Raw genomic sequence first — 17,975 nt, 5'->3', positions numbered from 1 at the left:
GTCCCACGCTCGAGCCGCACGCGCTCGCGTGGCGACGTCCTCCGCCTTCACGGGAGTACCGCCATGTCCGTCTCCACCGTTGCCGCCGACCCGTCCGTCTGCGCCCCGCTGCCCGTGCTGGGCCGGGACGTCACCGTGCCGCTCGTCACCGGCGGCGAGGTCACCTACGCCGCGCTCGACTACGCCGCCAGCGCGCCCGCGCTCCAGCGGGTCTGGGACGATGTCGCCGCCTACGCCCCCTACTACGGCAGCGTGCACCGGGGCGCCGGGTACCTCTCGCAGCTGTCGACCGACCTGTTCGAGAACGCCCGGAAGACCGTCGCCGGGTTCCTCGGCTGCCGGGACACCGACCAGGTCGTGTTCACCCGGTCCACCACCGATTCCCTCAACCTGCTCGCCGCCGCGCTGCCGGCCGGCTGCCGCGTCTTCGTCTTCGAGACCGAGCACCACGCCTCGCTGCTGCCCTGGAGTGACGCGGACGTGACCTACCTCGACGCCCCGCGCACCCCCGCGCAGGCCGTCGAGACCCTGGAGCGCGCCCTCGCCGCCCGCGAGCCGTACGGGCCCGCCCTGGTCTGCGTCACCGGCGCCTCCAACGTCACCGGCGAGCTGTGGCCGGTGCGCGAACTGGCCGCCGCCGCACACGCGCACGGCGCACGGATCGTGCTGGACGCCGCCCAGCTCGCCCCGCACCACCCCGTCTCGGTGGCCGACCTGGACGTCGACTGGGTCGCCTTCTCCGGGCACAAGCTGTACGCCCCCTTCGGGACCGGGGTGCTGGCGGGCCGTGCCGACTGGCTGCGCGAGGCCGAGCCGTACCTGGCCGGCGGCGGGGCCAGCCGCAGCGTCTCCCGGCGCGCCGACGGCGGCGTGGACGTCGAGTGGCACGAGAGCGCCGCGCGGCACGAGGCCGGGTCGCCCAACGTCATCGGCGCCTACGCCGTCGCCTCCGCCTGCAAGGCGCTGGAGGAGGCCGGCTTCGACACGCTGGTCGCCCGCGAGCAGTACCTCGTCGGCAAGGTGCGCGAGGGCCTCGCCGAGGTGCCCCAGGTGCGCGTCCTGTCCCTCTTCGGCGACGACGCGCCCCGCGTCGGCGTGCTCTCCTTCGTCGTCGACGGCTGGAACAGCTCGCACTTCGCCGCCGCGCTCTCCGCCGAGTACGGCATCGGTGTGCGCGACGGCCTGTTCTGCGCCCACCCGCTGGTGCGCACCCTGCTCGGCAGCGACCCGCAGACGCAGGGCGAGTGCGGTGCCCCCGAGGCCGCGCCCGGGGAGAAGTCCCTCAACGCCATCCGCGTCAGCTTCGGCGCGGGCACCCCGGACGAGCACGTCGAGCGGTTCGTGAACGCCGTCAAGGAGCTGGTGAGCGACGGCGCCCGGTGGAACTACCGCACCGAGGACGGGCGCTGCGTGCCCGACACCACCTCCGCCGCCGAGGTCCCGGCGGCCTGAGCGGTCCGGCCCGCCGGCAGCCGCGACCCCAGCAGGATCATCCGCAGTGCCCGCTCCGTGGCGTCCGTGAGGAGTTCGGCCGCGCGCAGCAGCGCGTCGGCCAGGGCCATCGGGGCCGGCATGATCCCGTGGCAGGCGTCCACCCCCGGCACCTCGTGGGCGCCCTCGCCGAGGGTGCCGGCCAGGGCGAGGACGGGACGGCCGTAGAGCTTGGCGCGGCGGGCCACCTCCGCGGGGACCTTGCCGCGCGGCGTCTGGTGGTCCAGGGCGCCCTCGGCGGTGAGCACCAGGTCGGCGCGGGCGAGGCGGGCGTCCAGGTCGAGGTGGTCCAGCAGCACCTCGAAGCGGGGCAGCAGCCGGGCGCCGACGGCGGCGAGACCCGCGCCCAGCCCGCCCGAGGCGCCGGTGCCGGGGCCGCCGCGCAGATCGGTTCCGGTGACACCGAGGTCGCGGGTGAGGACGCGCGCCCAGTTCTCCAGCCCGGCCGACAGGTGCTCGACCTGCGCGGGCGTCGCCCCCTTCTGCGGACCGAACACCCGGGCCACGCCCCGCTCGCCGCACAGCACGTTGAAGGGGTTGCAGGCCACCAGCAGCTCGGTGTCCTTCAGCCGGGGGTCCAGGCCGGAGGGGTCGACGCGGGCGAGGCGGACCAGCTCCCTTCCGCCGGGCGGCAGGGCGAAGCCGTCCGCGTCCAGCAGCCGGGCCCCGAGCGCCTGGAGCGCGCCCGCGCCTCCGTCCGACGTACCCGAGTCGCCGCAGCCGACCAGGATCCGCCGTACCCCGGTGTCGAGCGCGGCGCGGATCAGCTCACCGACGCCGTACGTGGTCGTGGCGCCCGGGTCGCGCAGGGCCCGGGGCACCAGGGACAGTCCCGCGACGGCCGCCATCTCCACGACCGCCGTGTCCTGGGCGCCGAGCAGCGCGAAGTGGGTGCCCACGGTCTCCCCGACCGGCCCCGTGGCGGGCAGCGCCACCAGCCGCCCCCCGGTCGCCGCGGCCAGCGTCACGGCCGTGCCCTCGCCGCCGTCGACCAGCGGGATGCTGTCGATCTCGGCGGCCGGCAGGACCCGGCGGACACCCGCCGCGATGGCGTCGGCGGCGGCCTGGGCGGACAGGGACTCCTTGAAGCCGCTGGGAGCGACGACGACACGGTGCAGCGGGGAGGGCACGGAGGCCGCGGAGGCCCCAGCGGGCGCGGGGGTCACCGAGGCCGCGGGGATCACGGAGGGCGCGGAGGACGGCATGGACATGGAGACTCCTTCAGCGGGTCACGGGTACGCCGAGCAGCGGCCAGACGGCGGCGGCGAAGAACAGCACGAGCGCGGCGGTCAGCGGTGCCAGCACGGCGGACAGCCGCAGCAGGTCGCGCGGGGTGTAGGTGGGGGTGCCGGGGAGGTCGGAGAAGAGCGTGACCGGCTTGGCGGAGGCCGGCAGCGTGTGGCAGAAGCCGGCCGCCGCGGTGGACGCGAGGGCGGCGGCGACCGGATTGACCCCGGCGCCCACCGCCGCGGCGATCACCAGCGGGACCAGGACGGAGGAGCGGGCCGAGCGGGACTGCAGGACCAGGTGGGCGGCCGTGCTCACGGCGACCACGACCCCGAGGAAGACGGCCGGCGTGACGTGCGCGGGCAGCCCCGACACCAGCCACCTCGCCGCTCCGGAGTCGGCGAGCGCGACACCCATCGCCATGGTCGCCGCCATGAAGAGCAGCAGCGACCAGGGCACCGTCTTCAGGGCGTCCTTGAGCCGTACGGTGCCGAGCGCGGGGGAGGAGGCGACGACCGCGCCGATCAGCGCCACCACCGCCGGCGAGACGTGGTGCAGGGGCTCGCTGCACCACAGCGTCACCACCGTGGCCAGCAGCAGGGCGCAGCGCTTCTCCGCCTGCGTCCAGGGACCGGTGACCGGACTCTCGCTGTGCCGCTGTATCTCCTCGGCGGTGATGTGGACCGGGCCCTCGCGGTCCGCGCGCCGGGTCGTCGTCAGCAGGACGGTCTCGGCGGCCAGATGGGACGAGGCCACCGCCAGCGGCAGTCCGAGCAGCAGCCACTGGGTGAAGCCGATCCGGTCGCCGGTCGACTCCCACAGCACCGACACCGTGATCAGATGTGCGCCCGCCCCGATCAGGGTCGCCACCGCCGACAGAAGGATCACGGTCGGGAACAGCAGCGCCAGCATCACGACCAGTCGCTTCCGGTCGGCGAGGGCCTTGGCGAGGGCGAGGAACACCGGCAGGGCGAGCGCCGCCCGGCCGGAGGTGGCCGGCACCGCGAACGCGGTCACGACCAGCGCGGCCGTCGTCAGGTGCACCAACTGCCGTACGCTGCGCGCCCCGCCGACCAGGAAGACCGCCGCGCGTCCGGCGAGCCCGGTCCGGGCCACCGCCGCCGCCAGCACGAAGGCGCAGATCAGCAGCCACACCGTGGCGTCACCGAGGGTGCCGAAGAGGGTGTCGCTGCTGATCACGCCGGTCGCCGTGAGCGCGAGACCGGCGCCCAGCGCGATGTACGTGTCGTCGATCGGCGTACCGATCCAGGCGCAGGTGGCCAGGGCGAAGACGGCGAGGGTGAGGCGCGCGTCGCCGCCGAGGGCGGGGAAGTTGGCGGGGACCGCCAGCAGCGCGCACAGGGACAGCGCCACGCACAGGGCCGCCGCGAGGCGGAGGTTCAACGTCACGTCATCGAGGGTTCTCCCGGGCGGTGAGCCTCCAATGAGCCCGACATGAAGGAAACTTCACACAAAAGCCGGTCAGCCCGCCCGAGGCGCGGGGACGCGCCTCAGCCCGGCAGCCGGTACCCCATGCCCCGCACCGTCTCCACCCGCTGCGCCCCCAGCTTCTTGCGCAACGCCCGCACGTACACGTCGACGATGTTGGAGCCGGGGTCGAAGTCGTAGCCCCACACGTGGGACAGGATCTGTTCCCGGGACAGGACCTGCCCCGGATGCCGCAGGAACAGCTCCAGCAGCACGAACTCACGGGCCGTCAGGTCCACCGTCCGCTCCGCGGCTCGGGCCCGGCGGGTGCGCAGGTCCAGGGAGAGGTCGCCGGACCTGAGCACCGTCACCTCCGGTGCCCTGGCCGCCGTACGGAGCCGGAGCCGGACCCGGGCGAGCAGTTCCTCGAAGCGGAACGGCTTGGTCATCCAGTCGTCGGCGCCGCCCTCCAGGCCGGCCACCGTGTCCCGTACGGAGTCCCGGGCGGTCAGCACGATCACCGGGGTCGTCACCCGGGACTCGCGCAGCTCGCGCAGGACCGTGAAGCCGTCCCGGCCGGGCAGCCCGATGTCCAGGACGACCAGGTCGAAGCCGCCGGTGAGCGCGTACTCGTAGGCGGAGTCGCCGTCGGCGACGGCGGTGGTGGTGAAGCCGTTGGCGCGCAGGCCCTTCTCGACGAAGGAGGCGATGCGCTCCTCGTCCTCGACGATGAGGATGCGGTTCATGGACGTGCCTCTTCCGGAAATCAGTCCAGTGTCAGGACGAAGGTGGCGCCGCCACCCTCGGTGGTGCGCAGGGCGACCCGCCCGCCGTGCCCCTCCGCGATGGCCTTGACGATCGACAGCCCGAGCCCGGCGCCGGTCCCGCGCACCCCGCGCCGGGCCGTGCCGCGCCGGAACCGTTCGAAGATGACCTCGGCGTCCTGCGGCTGGACCCCGGGGCCGGAGTCGGCGACGTACAGCTCGACACGGGTGCCGTCGGCGCGGGAGCCGATGCGGATGGTCTGGCCGGTGGTGGTGTGCTGCACGGCGTTCTGCGCGAGCTGCACCATGGCCTGTGTGATCCGCTGGGGGTCGAGGCGGGCCTCGCGGTCGGCGACGCCGTCCAGCACCCAGTCGCGGTCGCCGAGGGTGCGGGCCTTGACGTAGACGTCGGCGGTGAGTTCGGCGAGCTGCACCGGCTCCGGGGTGACGAAGTCGGGGCGTTCGGTCTTGGCGAGCAGCAGCAGGTCCTCGACGATGCGGCTCATCCGGTCCAGTTCGTCGGTGACCAGGCGGACCGTCTCCTCGCGCTCGGCCGGGTCGTCGCCCATCAGCTCCAGGTGGCCGCGCACGATGGTGATCGGGGTGCGCAGTTCGTGGCCCGCGTCGTCGACGAACCTGCGCTGGGCGGCGAAGGCGCGTTCCAGCCGGTCGAGCATGGCGTTGAACGTCTCGGCCAGGGCGGCCACGTCGTCGTGGCCGTGCACCGGGATGCGCCGGGTCAGGTCCTGCTCGGTGAGCTGCGCGGCCGTGGCGCGCACCAGTCGCACCGGCTTGAGGATGCGGCCCGCGACCACCCAGGCGATGCCCGTCGTCATCAGCAGGGCGACGCCGGAGATGGCGAGCAGCACGCGGAACACCTCGTCGGCGCGGGCCTGTTCCCGCCCGGGGTGGAAGGCGACCACGAAGGCGGCCGCCGGTTCGCCGCCGTACCGGGCCACGGTGACCTTGGCCCAGCGGATCTCCCCCTCCGGCCGCTCCAGGGTGCCGGTGGAGTCGGGCGAGGCGTAGATGCGGCGCCGGGCGTCGGCGTCCTCGTGCAGGGGCAGGGCGACCGGGATCTCCCGCTGCTGGATGATCTGCGTCGGCCTGCTGCCCACCTCGCCGACCAGACCGACCAGCTCCTCGTCCAGGTCGGCGTACTGCCTCTCCAAAAAGACGCGCAGCAGCCGCCCGGGGTCGGTGAAGGGCCGGCCGGTCTCCGGGTCGAAGCCCTGTTCCTCGAAGTTGGCGAACTCGCCCGCCTCCTGCGCGAGCAGGCCGTTGATCCGCTGGTCGGTGTCGCGCAGCAGGATCGAGCGGGTGGTCGCGGCCACCGAGGCGAGGGCGACGGCCATCACGAGCAGCAGCCAGAGCAGGATGCGGACACGGGCCGAGATCCGGCGGCGCTCGCGGTCAGCCGTCGTCGCCGGGTCCGTCGTCGGCGGCCGTGCCGGCGGCTCCGTCGTCGGTGTCCTGGCCTCGGTCGTCGTCATCGTCGTCATCCGGGGGGCTGTCGGTCACCGGTGGCCGGGTCACCACCTGGTCGCTGGGCGTCGGCTCGGGCGAGGAGGAGGTGGGCGACGGGGTGGGGGAGCCGCTCTCCAGCTCCACCTTGGACGGGACCTTGGGCTCCTGCGGACTGTCGGTGAGGGCGAAGCTGGTCGCGGCGATGCCGAGCGGGATCAGGACGACGGCCGCCAGGGCCGCCATCCGGCGTGAGAAGACCATGTCCCCGATCCTGCGCCCGGTACCCGGCGATCCGGATGAGTCCGGGATGAAGAACTCTTCATCCGCGTCCGGGCCGACGTCAGTTGTCGAGCCCGATGGCGAACGCCGCCTCCAGGTCGTGCTGGGAGTACGTCCGGAACGCCACGTGGGTGTCCGTGCCCTCCACACCCGGGATCTTGCTGATCCGGCCGGGGATGACCTCCGCCAGGTCCTCGTGCTGGGCCACCCGCACCATCGCGATCAGGTCGTAGGTGCCGGTGACGGAGAAGACCTCCGTGACGTTCTCCAGCGCGGCGATCCGTTCCGCGATCTCGGGGATGCGGTCCACGCTGGTCTTGATGAGGACGATCGCGCTGATCACGGCTGGTTCTCTCCCTCGGGCGCCGCCACTGGAACGCTCTTCACTCTAGTCGTACGCCCGAACCGCACCCAGGCGAAGACGAAGCCCAGCCCGAAGCCCACCAGGTGCGCGAGGTAGGCCACCCCGGGGCCGTCGCCGGCCCGCCCCGCCGCCATCCATTGCAGGCCGGCCCAGAACGGCAGGACGATCCAGGCGGGGAACCGCAGCGGCAGGAAGAAGAGGAAGGGCAGCAGGCTGGTCACCCGGGCCCGCGGGAAGAGGAAGAGGAACGCGCCGAGGATCGCGGAGATCGCCCCCGAGGCGCCGACCAGGGACTGCTGGGAGTGGGCGTTGGCGCCCGCGTAGCCGAGCAGGGCCAGGTAGCCGCAGCCCAGGTAGAAGAGGGTGAACTGGAGCCTGCCCATCCGTTCCTCGGTCATCGCGCCGAAGACGTAGAGGAAGAGCATGTTGCCCAGCAGGTGCACCCAGCTGCCGTGGACGAAGAGCGCCGTGGCGGGGGTGAGCGCCGATCCGGGGGAGTCCTCGAACAGTTCTGCGGGGATCACGCCCCAGCGCCGGAAATAGGCACGCTGAGCGGCGAGCAGCTCGTCACCGGTGCCGTACGCCGGGTTGAGGCCCGCCGCCGGGCTGAGCAGGAACAGGGCACAGCACAGCGTGATCAGCCCGTACGTCACCGGCGCCGTCCGGCCGCGGGCGGTGCGGGGCGCGCGGGCCGTGCCGAGTGACCTGACCCTCCAGCGGGCCGCCGTGCTCCAGTTGCGGATCATGGACACAGAGCATGACGTAACGGGACGCGACCGCCCATACCGCCTCGCCGCCGTGGACACGCGGGCGTCGGGTACCCGCCAGGCCGTAGGGTTACGAGCCATACGCGCCGGGGGAGCCCGGCGCGTCACCGACACTGGAAGAGAGCGAACAGCCACGATGACGGTTCCCCTGCCGACCGACACGACGCGGTGGCGCTGCACCCTCTGCGGCAACCTCACCCGCTTCGACGTGACCCGGGCCTCGAAGGTCGTCGAGTACGTGCACCTCGACCTGGCCGGTGAGCCCAAGGTCGAGGAGCGCGAGGTGCTCAGTGAGACCATCGAGTCGGTGCGGTGCCGTTGGTGCAACGCCGTGGACCAGGTGGAACTCGTGGACAGGCCGGGTGCCGCCTCCTGACGGGAGCGGCCCCGCACCAGGCGATCCCGCAGCGGGGTCGCCCTGAGACATTGGGGTGACGGATGGTGGAGACACAAGGCGGGGGGCCGGGCGACGGCGCCGCCGAGGTGCTCGACCGTCCGCTGCCCGACGGCGTGCGCCGCAGGGTCGTGCAGATCGTGTCCGACGGCTTCGGCGGACTCACGCTCGGCGAGCTGCCCGCACAGCTGAGACAGTACGCCCGGTTCGCCCCGAACCGCAGGGCCAAGTTCGCCGGCAACGCGATGGCCGCCGCCGTGGAGACCGACACCCTGTTCCGCCAGCGCATCGGCGAGAAGTTCAGAGAGGCCCAGCCGGAACTGGCCGGTGCCCTGGACTCCGGCTCGCCCCCACCGGCCGCGGACCCGCTCGACGTGGCGGCCGCGGCCTACGTACTGCGGCCGCACGGCTGGGTGAAGCTGGTGACCGCCGCCGGCGAGGAGGCGCAGCGCGCGGACGCCGAGCGCGCCGACGAGGAGAGCCGCGCGGAGCTGGAGCGGCTGCACGCGGAGCTGGCCCGGGCCCGGGAGCACACCAGGTCCGAGACCGAGCGGCTCCGTGCCGAGCTGGACGCGGCGAAGAAGGAGACCGAGTCGCTGCACCGCAAGCTGCGCTCCGCCCTCAGCGACGTCAAGCGGGGCGAGGCGGCCCTGCGCAAGGTGCGGGACGAGGTCGAGGCCGTCCGCGCCGAGACGCACGCCCAGGTGTCCGCGGCCGAGAGCGAGTCCCGGCGGCTCAAGACCCGCCTCGGGGAGGCGGAGGCCGCCCTGGAGGCCACCCGCAAGGCGGCCCGCGAGGGACGCAGCGTCGAGGACATGCGGGTGCGGCTGCTGCTGGACACCCTGCTGGACGCCACCCAGGGGCTGCGCCGGGAACTCGCGCTGCCCCCGGTGTCGGTGCGGCCCGCCGAGACCGTCGACGCCGTGGAACCCGGGCGCATGACGCCGAAGGACATCGCCGCGCGCGCCCTGTCCGAGAACGACCCCGCCATCCTCGACCAGTTGCTCGCGCTGCCCCAGGCGCACCTGGTCGTCGACGGCTACAACGTCACCAAGACCGGCTATCCGCAGATGCCGCTGGAGAAGCAGCGGCTGCGCCTGCTCGGCCAGCTCTCGCAGCTCGCCGCGCAGACGGGCGCCGAGATGACCTGCGTCTTCGACGGCGCCGAACTGGTCGCGCCGGTGCTGCTCGCACCGCCGCGCGGGGTGCGGGTGCTGTTCTCCAAACCCGGCGTCACCGCCGACGAGCTGATCCGTCAACTGGTGCGGGCCGAGCCGCCGGGCCGGCCGGTCATCGTCGTCTCCACCGACCGCGAGGTCGCCGACGGGGTGGCGCGCGCGGGCGCACGCCCGGTGGCGTCGGCGGTGCTCCTCAAGCGGCTTTCCTGACCTCCTGGTTCACTTTCGTGGCAACCGCAACGTAGGCGCTCTATGCCTGAATTGACGGAACCGTCACGCAACGTAGTGTCAAGTGGGGATTACTGCATGTGAGTTACGGCAAAGAATGCGGTGCGTAACCGGGATTTTTCGGCGGAGGATTTGAACTCATCACGAGTAGGTCACTAGGGTCAGCCATCGAACCCTCGAACGGGTGATCCCTCTCAAGAAGGAGCTCGTCTCCGTGGCGTCCCACCGTCGTCCCAAGCAGCCGAGCCGCACGCGCGTGACCGTGCTCACCACCGCCGCTGCCGCCGCTGTCGCTCTCAGCTCCCAGGCCGCCAACGCCGCCCCGAGCGAGAAGCCGAGCAAGGACGAGGTCAAGGCCAAGGTCGACAAGCTCTACCAGGAGGCCGAGCAGGCCACCGAGAAGTACAACGGCGCCAAGGAGAAGCAGGAGAAGCTCCAGAAGGAGATCTCCACCATCCAGGACAACGTCGCCCGCGGCCAGGAGGAGCTCAACGAGCTGCGCGACGGCCTCGGTTCGATGGCCAGCGCCCAGTACCGCTCCGGCGGGATCGACCCCTCCCTCCAGCTCTTCCTCTCCGCCGACCCGGACGACTACCTGGACAAGGCCTCCACGCTCGACCAGCTGAGCGGTCAGCAGGTCGAGGCGCTGAAGAAGATCCAGACCAAGCAGCGGGACCTCTCCCAGCAGCGCTCCGAGGCGACCGAGAAGCTCAAGGACCTCGCCTCCACCCGCACCGAGCTGGGCAAGAAGAAGAAGGAGGTCCAGGGCAAGCTCTCCTCCGCGCAGAAGCTGCTCAACAGCCTCACCGCGCAGGAGAAGGCCGCCCTCCAGGCCGAGGAGCAGCGCTCCACCCGCAGCAGCGAGCGCCAGGTCCTGTCCGGCACCGGCACCCCCGCCTCCGGCCGGGCCGCCGCCGCCTTCGCCGCCGCCCAGAGCAAGATCGGCACGCCCTACGTCTACGGCGCCACCGGCCCGTCCTCCTTCGACTGCTCGGGCCTGACCTCCTGGGCCTACGCGCAGGCCGGCGTCGGCATCCCGCGTACGTCCGAGGCGCAGACCGGCGCGGGCACGCGGATCTCCTCGATGAGCGACCTCCAGGTCGGCGACCTCGTCTTCTTCTTCAACGACCTGCACCACGTCGGCCTCTACGCCGGCAACGGCCAGGTGCTGCACGCGCCGCGCACCGGCACGGTCGTCCGCTACGAGTCGATGGGCACCATCGGCGGTCCCTTCATGTTCGGCGTGCGGGTCTGACCCGACGTCACGCCCGACCTCGAAGTCGCCCCCGTCGTACCGCCCGTTCGGGCGAACTACGGTGAGGCGCTCCGACCCCCCGCCCCGCCGGTGACCTGCGTCAGCGGCGGGGCGTCGTGCTGCGGGCCGCCGTAGGTCGTTGGCCGGTGCCCCGCCGCGGGGTTACTGTCTGCCGCGTTTCCCTGTCCGTCAGCGGAAGGAGTGCGGCTTCCCGTGGGGTCCCATCGCCGCCTTGCACCATCCGGGTCCGACCGCGGCGCCACCGTCGCCGTCGGCCTCCTCTCCGTCGCCGCCGCGGTCCTCGGCGCCGTACCGGCCACGGCCGCCCCGCACGACGACCGGCGGGCGGAGGTGGAACGGCTCCACACGGAGGCCGAGCAGGCGACCGAGGCCTACAACAAGGCCGACGCGCGCACCGACGCCCTGCGCGAGGAGATCGGCACCGCGCAGGACGCGATCGCCCGGCAGCAGGAGCGGATCAACACCATGCGGGAGGCGCTCGGTTCCCTGGCCGGCGCCCAGTACCGCTCCGGCGGCATCGACCCGTCGCTGGCGCTGCTGCTCTCCGCCGACCCGGAGGACTACCTGGACAAGGCCTCCGTGCTGGACCGGATCACCACCCACCAGGCAGGAGAGCTCAGGGAGCTCCAGGCCGCCCTGCGCGACCTCGCCCAGGACCGTGCGGAGGCCGGGCGGAAACTCATCGAGCTGGAGAAGGGCCGCAAGGCCGTCGCCGCCCACAAGAGGACCGTGGAGCGCAAGCTCGCCGAGGCCCGCGAGCTGCTCGACTCGCTGCCGGACGAGGAACGCGCCGCCTACGACCGCGGCTCCCGCTCCGGCCGGACCGGCCTGCCCGCCCCCGGCGCGTCCGGTCCCGCCTCCGGCCGCGCGGCGGCCGCCGTCGCCGCCGCCCGCTCCGCCCTCGGCAAGCCCTACGTCTGGGGCGCCAACGGCCCCGGCGGATTCGACTGCTCGGGCCTGACCCAGTGGTCGTACGCGCAGGCCGGGGTCGGTCTGCCGCGCACCTCGCAGGCGCAGTCGGGCGCGGGCCGGCAGGTCTCCCTGGCCGACGCGCGCCCGGGCGACCTGGTCGCCTACCGGGACGACGCCAGCCACATCGGCATGTACGTCGGCGACGGCCAGGTGATCCACGCGCCCTACCCCGGCGCCCCCGTGCGCTACGACCCGGTCGGCATGATGCCGGTGTCCTCGGTCACCCGCGTGTGATCCGCCCGGCCGGAGCGGTGTGACCTTCGCGGTGCCCGAGGTGCTCCGGTCGGCCGCCGCCCGCGGCGCGACGCCCGTACGATCGGGAAGATGGCCGGTCGAAGGCGGGTGTCGGGTTCCTCGGTGGTGGCGCTGTGCCTGCTGCTCGTCTCCCTCGTGGCCTGCGGCGGCCGGACCGCCGCCGACCCGGCCCGGGCCGAGGTGCAGGGGGTGCTGGACCGTCGCGCGGCCGCCGTCCTGGACCACGACCGGGCCGCCTACGCGGGTACGGGCGCCGCGGGCGGCTTCGACAACCTGAGCGAGGTGCCGCTGGCCGCGTTCGCGTACCGCGTGACGGACGTCGACCGCACCGGCGACACGGCCACCGCCGACGTGGAGCTGAGCTACCGCGTCGAGGGCTACGACCGGGGTGCCGTGACCGCCGGCCGCACCGTGCGGCTGAGCCGGGACGACGCCGGCGGGCGGTGGACCGTCGAGTCCGAGCGGCCCGCCGAGGACTCCGGTCAGCAGCCGTGGGACCAGGGCCCGGTCCGGGCCGTCCGGGGCGCGCACAGCCTCGTGCTCGGCGTCGGGCAGTCCACCGGGACGCTGCGCGGCTTCGCCGACCTCGCCGACCGGGCGGTGCCCGCCGTGACGCGGGCCTGGGACGGCGACTGGGCCCGGCGGGTCGTCGTCCTGGTCCCGAAGTCGCTGGACGGCATGGCGGGCCTGCTCGGCTCGCCCGCCTCCTCCTACCGGGGCATCGCCGCGGTCACCACCGGAGAGACGGGTGGCCGGGAGCGGGCGCCCGCGGACCGGATCATCGTCAACCCCGACGCGTACGGACTGCTCGGCGGCCTCGGCAGACAGGTCGTGCTCACCCACGAGACCACCCACGTCGCCACCCGCGCGGACACCACCTCCGCCACCCCGCTGTGGCTCTCCGAGGGCTACGCCGACTGGGTCGGCTACCGCGACGGCGGACGCACGCCCGCCCAGGCGGCTCCCGAACTGGCCCGCGCAGTGTCCGAGGGCCGTGTGCCCGCCCGGCTGCCGACGGACGAGGACTTCGGCTTCACCGCCGACGCGGACGAGCTGGCCCGGGCCTACGAGGGAGGCTGGCTGGCCTGCCGGATGATCGCCGACCAGTGGGGCGAGGACCGGCTGGACGCCTTCTACCGGGCCGTGGGCGCGCACGACGAGCGTGCGGGCGCGGTCGAGGACGCGACGGACGAGGTGCTCGGCAGCACGCCGGAGGAGTTCACGGCGCGGTGGCGGGAGTATCTGCGGACGGAGTTCGGCTGAGCGGGCCGGTGGACACGGTCCGCTCGCGGGCGGTGCGCGCGGCCGTGTCGCGCCACAGGGCGCGGGCCGCGAGGAGCGCCGCGGCCACCAGCAGGCCGTTGCGCAGGGCCAGCAGCGCGACGCCGAGCGGATCGCTCGCGACGACGTACCCGAAGAGCACGGGGAACTCCAGCACCGTCACCAGGCTCGCCGCCAGCACCAGCGCGGCCGGCACCCGCATCCGGCTCGCCCGGAAGCACCGGCAGACCGCGGCCAGGCCGATCAGCCACACCATGTACTGCGGGCTGATCACCCGGCTGGTGACGGTGAACACCAGCACCGCCACGAAGGCCGCGTCCGCCGCCGTGTGCGCCGCGAAACGCGAGGCCGCCAGCCGCCACAGCAGCAGCCAGCCGAACGAGAGGGCGCTCAGCACGAGGGCGGCCGTGCTCACCGCGCCCACGTGGGGACCGAGGAACTCGACCGAGCCGTAGTGGAGCAGCACCTCGCCGTCCCAGCCGAAGTGCCGGGCGACGTGGAAGACCAGTGCGCCCAGCGACTCCACCTCGGTGCCCCGCTCGCGCTGGAAGGTCAGGAAGGCGAACGCCCCGGGCATGCTCACGGCGAACAGCACGGCCGACACGGCGGCGGCCACCGCGGCCGCGGCCCAGGGGACCCGCCCGCGCATGCCGACCAGCACCAGAGCCGGCCACACCTTGAGCAGCGCGCCGAACCCGGCCAGGGCGCCCGCCAGGCGCGGATGCCTGCCCGCGGCGAGCAGCGCGGCCACCGCGACGGCGGTGACCATCACGTCGTAGCGGGCGTACACCGTCGGACCGAGCAGCGGCACGCCCGCCACCCACACCCACGCACCGCGCGGTGAGCGCCCCGAGCCCCGGCCCGCGTGCCACAGCAGGGCGAGGACGGCCAGGTCGGTGACGCAGGCCAGGACGAAGAACGCCGTCGCGTACTCCAGGAAGGGCAGCAGCCCCGGGGAGAGCATCGCGAGGGCCGCCGCGGGCGGGTACTGCCAGGTGACGTCGTTCAGCGGAAACGTTCCGGTGCGCAGGACGTCGGCCCAGTCCCGGTAGATGACGGACACGTCGCTGGTGACGTCCGGGCCGGGGAAGACCAGTACCTTCAGGACGAACAGCAGCAGGACCAGTCGCGTGGCTCCCCAGGCCGTCAGCAGGCGCGCCGCGGGGCGCCTCGCGTCCGTCGTCTCCACGTGCTCCCTGCCCGTCCGCGTGCCGTGCCCTGTCCGCTCCGCCTGCTCTGCGGCCATGATGACCCGGACACCTGCGCGCGTGCCACAGGAGCGGCCGGGCCCCGCCCCGCGCGGCGGGTTCGGTAGGGTCGGCGGCGTGCGCAAGACCTTGATCGTGACCAACGACTTCCCGCCCCGTCCGGGGGGCATCCAGGCCTTCCTGCACAACATGGCGTTGCGGCTGGACCCCGAGCGGCTGGTCGTCTACGCCTCCACCTGGAAGCGGAGCCGCGAGGGCGTCGAGGCCACCGCCGCCTTCGACGCCGAGCAGCCCTTCACCGTCGTACGGGACCGCACGACGATGCTGCTGCCGACGCCGGCCGTGACCCGGCGGGCCGTGGGGCTGCTGCGCGAGCACGGGTGCACGTCGGTGTGGTTCGGGGCGGCGGCGCCCCTCGGGCTGATGGCGCCCGCGCTGCGCAGGGCGGGGGCCGAGCGGCTCGTCGCCACCACCCACGGCCACGAGGCCGGGTGGGCCCAGCTGCCCGCCGCCAGGCAGCTGCTGCGCCGGATCGGGGAGTCGACCGACACGATCACCTACCTCGGGGAGTACACGCGCTCGCGGATCGCGGGCGCGCTCACCCCCGAGGCCGCCGCACGGATGACGCAGCTGCCGCCCGGCGTCGACGAGAAGACCTTCCACCCGGCCAGCGGCGGTGACGAGGTGCGGGCCCGGCTCGGACTGACCGAGCGGCCCGTGGTCGTGTGCGTCTCCCGGCTGGTGCCGCGCAAGGGCCAGGACACCCTGATCCGGGCGATGCCGCGCATCCTGGCGGCCGAGCCGGACGCCGTCCTGCTGATCGTCGGCGGCGGACCCTACGAGAAGGAGCTGCGCCGGCTCGCCCGGGAGACCGCGGTGGACGCCTCCGTCCGCTTCACCGGCGCCGTGCCCTGGTCCGAACTGCCCGCGCACTACGGCGCCGGGGACGTCTTCGCCATGCCGTGCCGGACCCGGCGGGGCGGGCTGGACGTGGAGGGGCTCGGGATCGTCTACCTGGAGGCCTCCGCGACCGGCCTGCCCGTGGTCGCCGGTGACTCCGGCGGGGCTCCCGACGCGGTGCTCGACGGGGAGACGGGGTGGGTCGTGCGCGGCGACTGCGAGGAGCAGGCCGCCGACCGCATCGTCGCCCTCCTCGGCGACGGGGAACTGCGCCGCCGCATGGGGGAGCGGGGCCGGGCCTGGGTCGAGGAGAAGTGGCGCTGGGACCTGCTGGCGGAGAACCTGAAGGCACTGCTGTGACGGAGGGCGGCCCGCGTGCCGCCAGGGGCGCGGGGAACCGCGTGAGCGACCCCGCCGACCCCGCACCCGCCCGCGGTGGACCAGGGGCGCCCCGACAGACGCCCCCGCCCGCCTACTTCGCGTAGAGCGCCTCGATCTCCTCCGCGTAGTCCTTCGCCACGACGTTGCGCTTGAGCTTCAGCGACGGCGTCAGATGCCCGGAGTCCTCCGTGAACTGGGCCGAGAGCACCCGGAACTTCCGCACCGACTCCGCCTTGGACACCGCCATGTTGCCGTCGTCGATGGCCGACTGGACCGCGGCGAGCAGGTCCGCGTCCTCCCGCAGCGAGGCCGCCGTCGAACCGGCCGGCTTGCCGTGGTCCGCGCACCAGCGGTCGAGGAACTCCTCGTCGATGGTGATCAGCGCGCCCACGAAGGGGCGCCCGTCGCCGACCACCATGCACTCCGCGACCAGCGCGTGCGCGCGGATGCGGTCCTCGATCACGGCCGGGGCGACGTTCTTGCCGCCGGCGGTGACGATGATCTCCTTCTTGCGGCCGGTGATCCGCAGGTAGCCGTCCTCGTCGAGGGTGCCGATGTCACCGGTGTGGAACCAGCCGTCGGCCAGCGCCTCGGCGGTCGCGCCCGGGTTGTTCCAGTACTCCTTGAACAGGTGCTCGCCGTGCAGCAGCACCTCCCCGTCGTCCGCGATGCGCACCACGGAGCCCGGGAGCGGCTGGCCGACCGTGCCGATCTTCTGCCGGTCCCAGGGGTTGAAGGCGGTGGCCGCACAGGACTCGGTCAGGCCGTAGCCCTCCAGCACGGTGAAGCCGATGCCGCGGAAGAAGTGGCCGAGGCGCTCGCCGAGCGGGGCGCCGCCGGAGATGGCGTACTCGCCGCGTCCGCCGAGGACCGTGCGGAGCTTGCCGTAGACCAGCTTGTCGAAGACCTTGTGCTTGATCTTCAGGCCGACGGACGGGCCCGACGGGGTGTCCAGCGCCTTGCTGTACGCGATCGCCGTGTCGGCGGCCTTGTCGAAGATCCTGCCCTTGCCGTCGGCCTGCGCCTTGGCACGCGCCGAGTTGTAGACCTTCTCGAAGACGCGCGGCACGCCGAGGATCAGCGTCGGCCGGAACGCGGCCAGCTCGTCGGTGAGGTTCTTGATGTCCGGTACGCAGCCCAGCTTGATCGGCGCGATCATCGGCGCGACCTGGACGAGGCGGCCGAAGACGTGGGCGAGCGGGAGGAAGAGGAGGACGGAGCACTCGCCCGTGCGGAACAGCGGGCGCAGCCGCTCGACGACGTTGCCGCACTCGGCGAAGAAGCTGCGGTGGGTGAGCACACAGCCCTTGGGGCGGCCGGTCGTGCCGGAGGTGTAGACGATGGTCGCGGGATCGTCGGCCTTCGCGATCGAGCCGCGTTCCTCGACGGCCTGGTCGGTGACGTCCTGGCCGAGGCGCCCCAGCTCCTCCACGGCCCCGGCGTCGATCTGCCAGACGTGCTTGAGGGCGGGCAGCTGCTCACGCACCGACTCGACGGCGGCGGCGTGGCCGGCCGACTCCACGAGGCACGCCGTCGCGCCCGAGTCGCTGAGGATCCACTGCACCTGCTCGGGCGAGCTGGTCTCGTACACCGGCACGGTGATCGCGCCCGCGCTCCAGATCGCGAAGTCGAGCAGCGTCCACTCGTAGCGCGTACGGGACATCAGACCGACGCGGTCGCCCGGCTGGACGCCGGAGGCGATGAGCCCCTTGGCCGCGGTCTGCACCTCGCCGAGGAAGGCCCGGGCGGTCACGTCCTGCCAGGCGCCGCCCGCCTTGCGGGAGATGACGGCGACGTCCGGATGCTGCGCGGCGTTTCTGCGGACGATGTCGGTCAGGTTTCCGTCCGCAGGGACCTCGTACAAAGCCGGAAGGCTGAACTCGCGCAAGACTGCTGCTCCTCATAGGGCGCCGGCGCCACGACACTGTGTGATGCGACGGTGCGGTCCAAGGCTCGGGCAAGTACTCGTGGATTCACATGTTGAAATCCAGAGCACGACTGGACTGCCCGGACGTTACCCGCCGGTATGGCTTCTCCGACAGGGGGTCCCCGCGAGATGTTCGCTGCGTCACACGGAAGGGGTTTCCTTCGCGCAGAGTAGTCGACGGATCAACC

The 17,975-nt window shown here is 73.3% G+C and carries 16 protein-coding genes; 7 read left to right on the top strand and 9 right to left on the bottom strand.

Annotation, left to right across the window (positions count from 1 at the left end; all coding sequences use genetic code 11):
* Nucleotides 1-63 precede the first annotated feature (63 nt).
* On the top strand, nucleotides 64-1,452 hold the full coding sequence (locus tag SAM23877_RS10525) for an aminotransferase class V-fold PLP-dependent enzyme (protein WP_053129563.1): 1,389 nt from the start codon (nucleotides 64-66) through the stop codon (nucleotides 1,450-1,452).
* Here the strand turns inward: SAM23877_RS10525 and SAM23877_RS10520 are convergent.
* From SAM23877_RS10520 to SAM23877_RS10490, 7 genes are all read right to left on the bottom strand, one after another.
* Entirely contained in the window at nucleotides 1,386-2,621 is a 1,236-nt protein-coding gene (locus SAM23877_RS10520) for a glycerate kinase (protein ID WP_107408719.1), read from the bottom strand. The two genes, SAM23877_RS10525 and SAM23877_RS10520, sit on opposite strands and share 67 nt — an antisense overlap.
* 91 nt (nucleotides 2,622-2,712) lie before the next feature.
* Nucleotides 2,713-4,128, bottom strand: coding sequence for an SLC13 family permease (locus SAM23877_RS10515; protein ID WP_053129560.1), 1,416 nt, complete (start codon nucleotides 4,126-4,128; stop codon nucleotides 2,713-2,715).
* 101 nt (nucleotides 4,129-4,229) lie between these two features.
* A complete protein-coding gene (locus SAM23877_RS10510; RefSeq protein ID WP_053129557.1) occupies nucleotides 4,230-4,892 on the bottom strand; it encodes a response regulator transcription factor in 663 nt (220 codons plus the stop codon).
* A gap of 20 nt (nucleotides 4,893-4,912) precedes the next feature.
* Nucleotides 4,913-6,403, bottom strand: coding sequence for a sensor histidine kinase (locus SAM23877_RS10505; protein ID WP_174532208.1), 1,491 nt, complete (start codon nucleotides 6,401-6,403; stop codon nucleotides 4,913-4,915).
* Nucleotides 6,324-6,638 (bottom strand): hypothetical protein, encoded by a 315-nt coding sequence (locus SAM23877_RS10500; protein WP_053129554.1) that lies wholly within the window; start codon nucleotides 6,636-6,638, stop codon nucleotides 6,324-6,326. Before SAM23877_RS10500 ends, SAM23877_RS10505 begins: the two co-directional genes overlap by 80 nt.
* Before the next feature lie 79 nt (nucleotides 6,639-6,717).
* Nucleotides 6,718-6,999 (bottom strand): Lrp/AsnC family transcriptional regulator, encoded by a 282-nt coding sequence (locus tag SAM23877_RS10495; protein WP_053129551.1) that lies wholly within the window; start codon nucleotides 6,997-6,999, stop codon nucleotides 6,718-6,720.
* Nucleotides 6,996-7,766 (bottom strand): rhomboid family intramembrane serine protease, encoded by a 771-nt coding sequence (locus tag SAM23877_RS10490; RefSeq protein ID WP_053142351.1) that lies wholly within the window; start codon nucleotides 7,764-7,766, stop codon nucleotides 6,996-6,998. Before SAM23877_RS10490 ends, SAM23877_RS10495 begins: the two co-directional genes overlap by 4 nt.
* 157 nt (nucleotides 7,767-7,923) lie before the next feature.
* Here SAM23877_RS10490 and SAM23877_RS10485 point away from each other — a divergent pair, with 157 nt between their 5' ends.
* The 5 genes from SAM23877_RS10485 (at nucleotide 7,924) to SAM23877_RS10465 (ending at nucleotide 13,353) form a co-directional block, all read left to right on the top strand.
* On the top strand, nucleotides 7,924-8,163 hold the full coding sequence (locus SAM23877_RS10485) for a hypothetical protein (protein ID WP_031030820.1): 240 nt from the start codon (nucleotides 7,924-7,926) through the stop codon (nucleotides 8,161-8,163).
* Between the two features lie 62 nt (nucleotides 8,164-8,225).
* Complete coding sequence (locus SAM23877_RS10480; RefSeq protein ID WP_053129548.1) at nucleotides 8,226-9,569, top strand: NYN domain-containing protein; 1,344 nt, start codon at nucleotides 8,226-8,228, stop codon at nucleotides 9,567-9,569.
* Between the two features lie 232 nt (nucleotides 9,570-9,801).
* Nucleotides 9,802-10,842, top strand: a complete 1,041-nt coding sequence (locus SAM23877_RS10475) for a C40 family peptidase (protein WP_053142350.1) — start codon at nucleotides 9,802-9,804, stop codon at nucleotides 10,840-10,842.
* 213 nt (nucleotides 10,843-11,055) lie between these two features.
* Entirely contained in the window at nucleotides 11,056-12,069 is a 1,014-nt protein-coding gene (locus tag SAM23877_RS10470; protein ID WP_053129545.1) for a C40 family peptidase, read from the top strand.
* Nucleotides 12,070-12,159: 90 nt separating this feature from the next.
* The gene (locus SAM23877_RS10465; RefSeq protein ID WP_053129541.1) at nucleotides 12,160-13,353 is read left to right on the top strand and encodes a hypothetical protein; all 1,194 of its coding nucleotides are present in this window, start codon (nucleotides 12,160-12,162) and stop codon (nucleotides 13,351-13,353) included.
* Here SAM23877_RS10465 and SAM23877_RS10460 read toward each other — a convergent pair.
* Entirely contained in the window at nucleotides 13,310-14,560 is a 1,251-nt protein-coding gene (locus SAM23877_RS10460; RefSeq protein WP_053129537.1) for a glycosyltransferase family 87 protein, read from the bottom strand. The two genes, SAM23877_RS10465 and SAM23877_RS10460, sit on opposite strands and share 44 nt — an antisense overlap.
* Before the next feature lie 136 nt (nucleotides 14,561-14,696).
* On the opposite strand from SAM23877_RS10460, the gene SAM23877_RS10455 reads away from it, so the two are divergent.
* Nucleotides 14,697-15,839 (top strand): glycosyltransferase family 4 protein, encoded by a 1,143-nt coding sequence (locus tag SAM23877_RS10455; protein ID WP_053129534.1) that lies wholly within the window; start codon nucleotides 14,697-14,699, stop codon nucleotides 15,837-15,839.
* A gap of 112 nt (nucleotides 15,840-15,951) precedes the next feature.
* Here SAM23877_RS10455 and SAM23877_RS10450 read toward each other — a convergent pair whose 3' ends face one another.
* Nucleotides 15,952-17,748, bottom strand: a complete 1,797-nt coding sequence (locus tag SAM23877_RS10450; protein ID WP_053129531.1) for an AMP-dependent synthetase/ligase — start codon at nucleotides 17,746-17,748, stop codon at nucleotides 15,952-15,954.
* Between the last annotated feature and the right edge of the window lie 227 nt (nucleotides 17,749-17,975).

Source organism: Streptomyces ambofaciens ATCC 23877 (assembly GCF_001267885.1).
Classification (GTDB): Bacteria; Actinomycetota; Actinomycetes; order Streptomycetales; family Streptomycetaceae; genus Streptomyces; species Streptomyces ambofaciens.
Note: the sequence above shows the minus strand (reverse complement) of the source record. Positions and strands in the feature narration are given on the sequence as shown.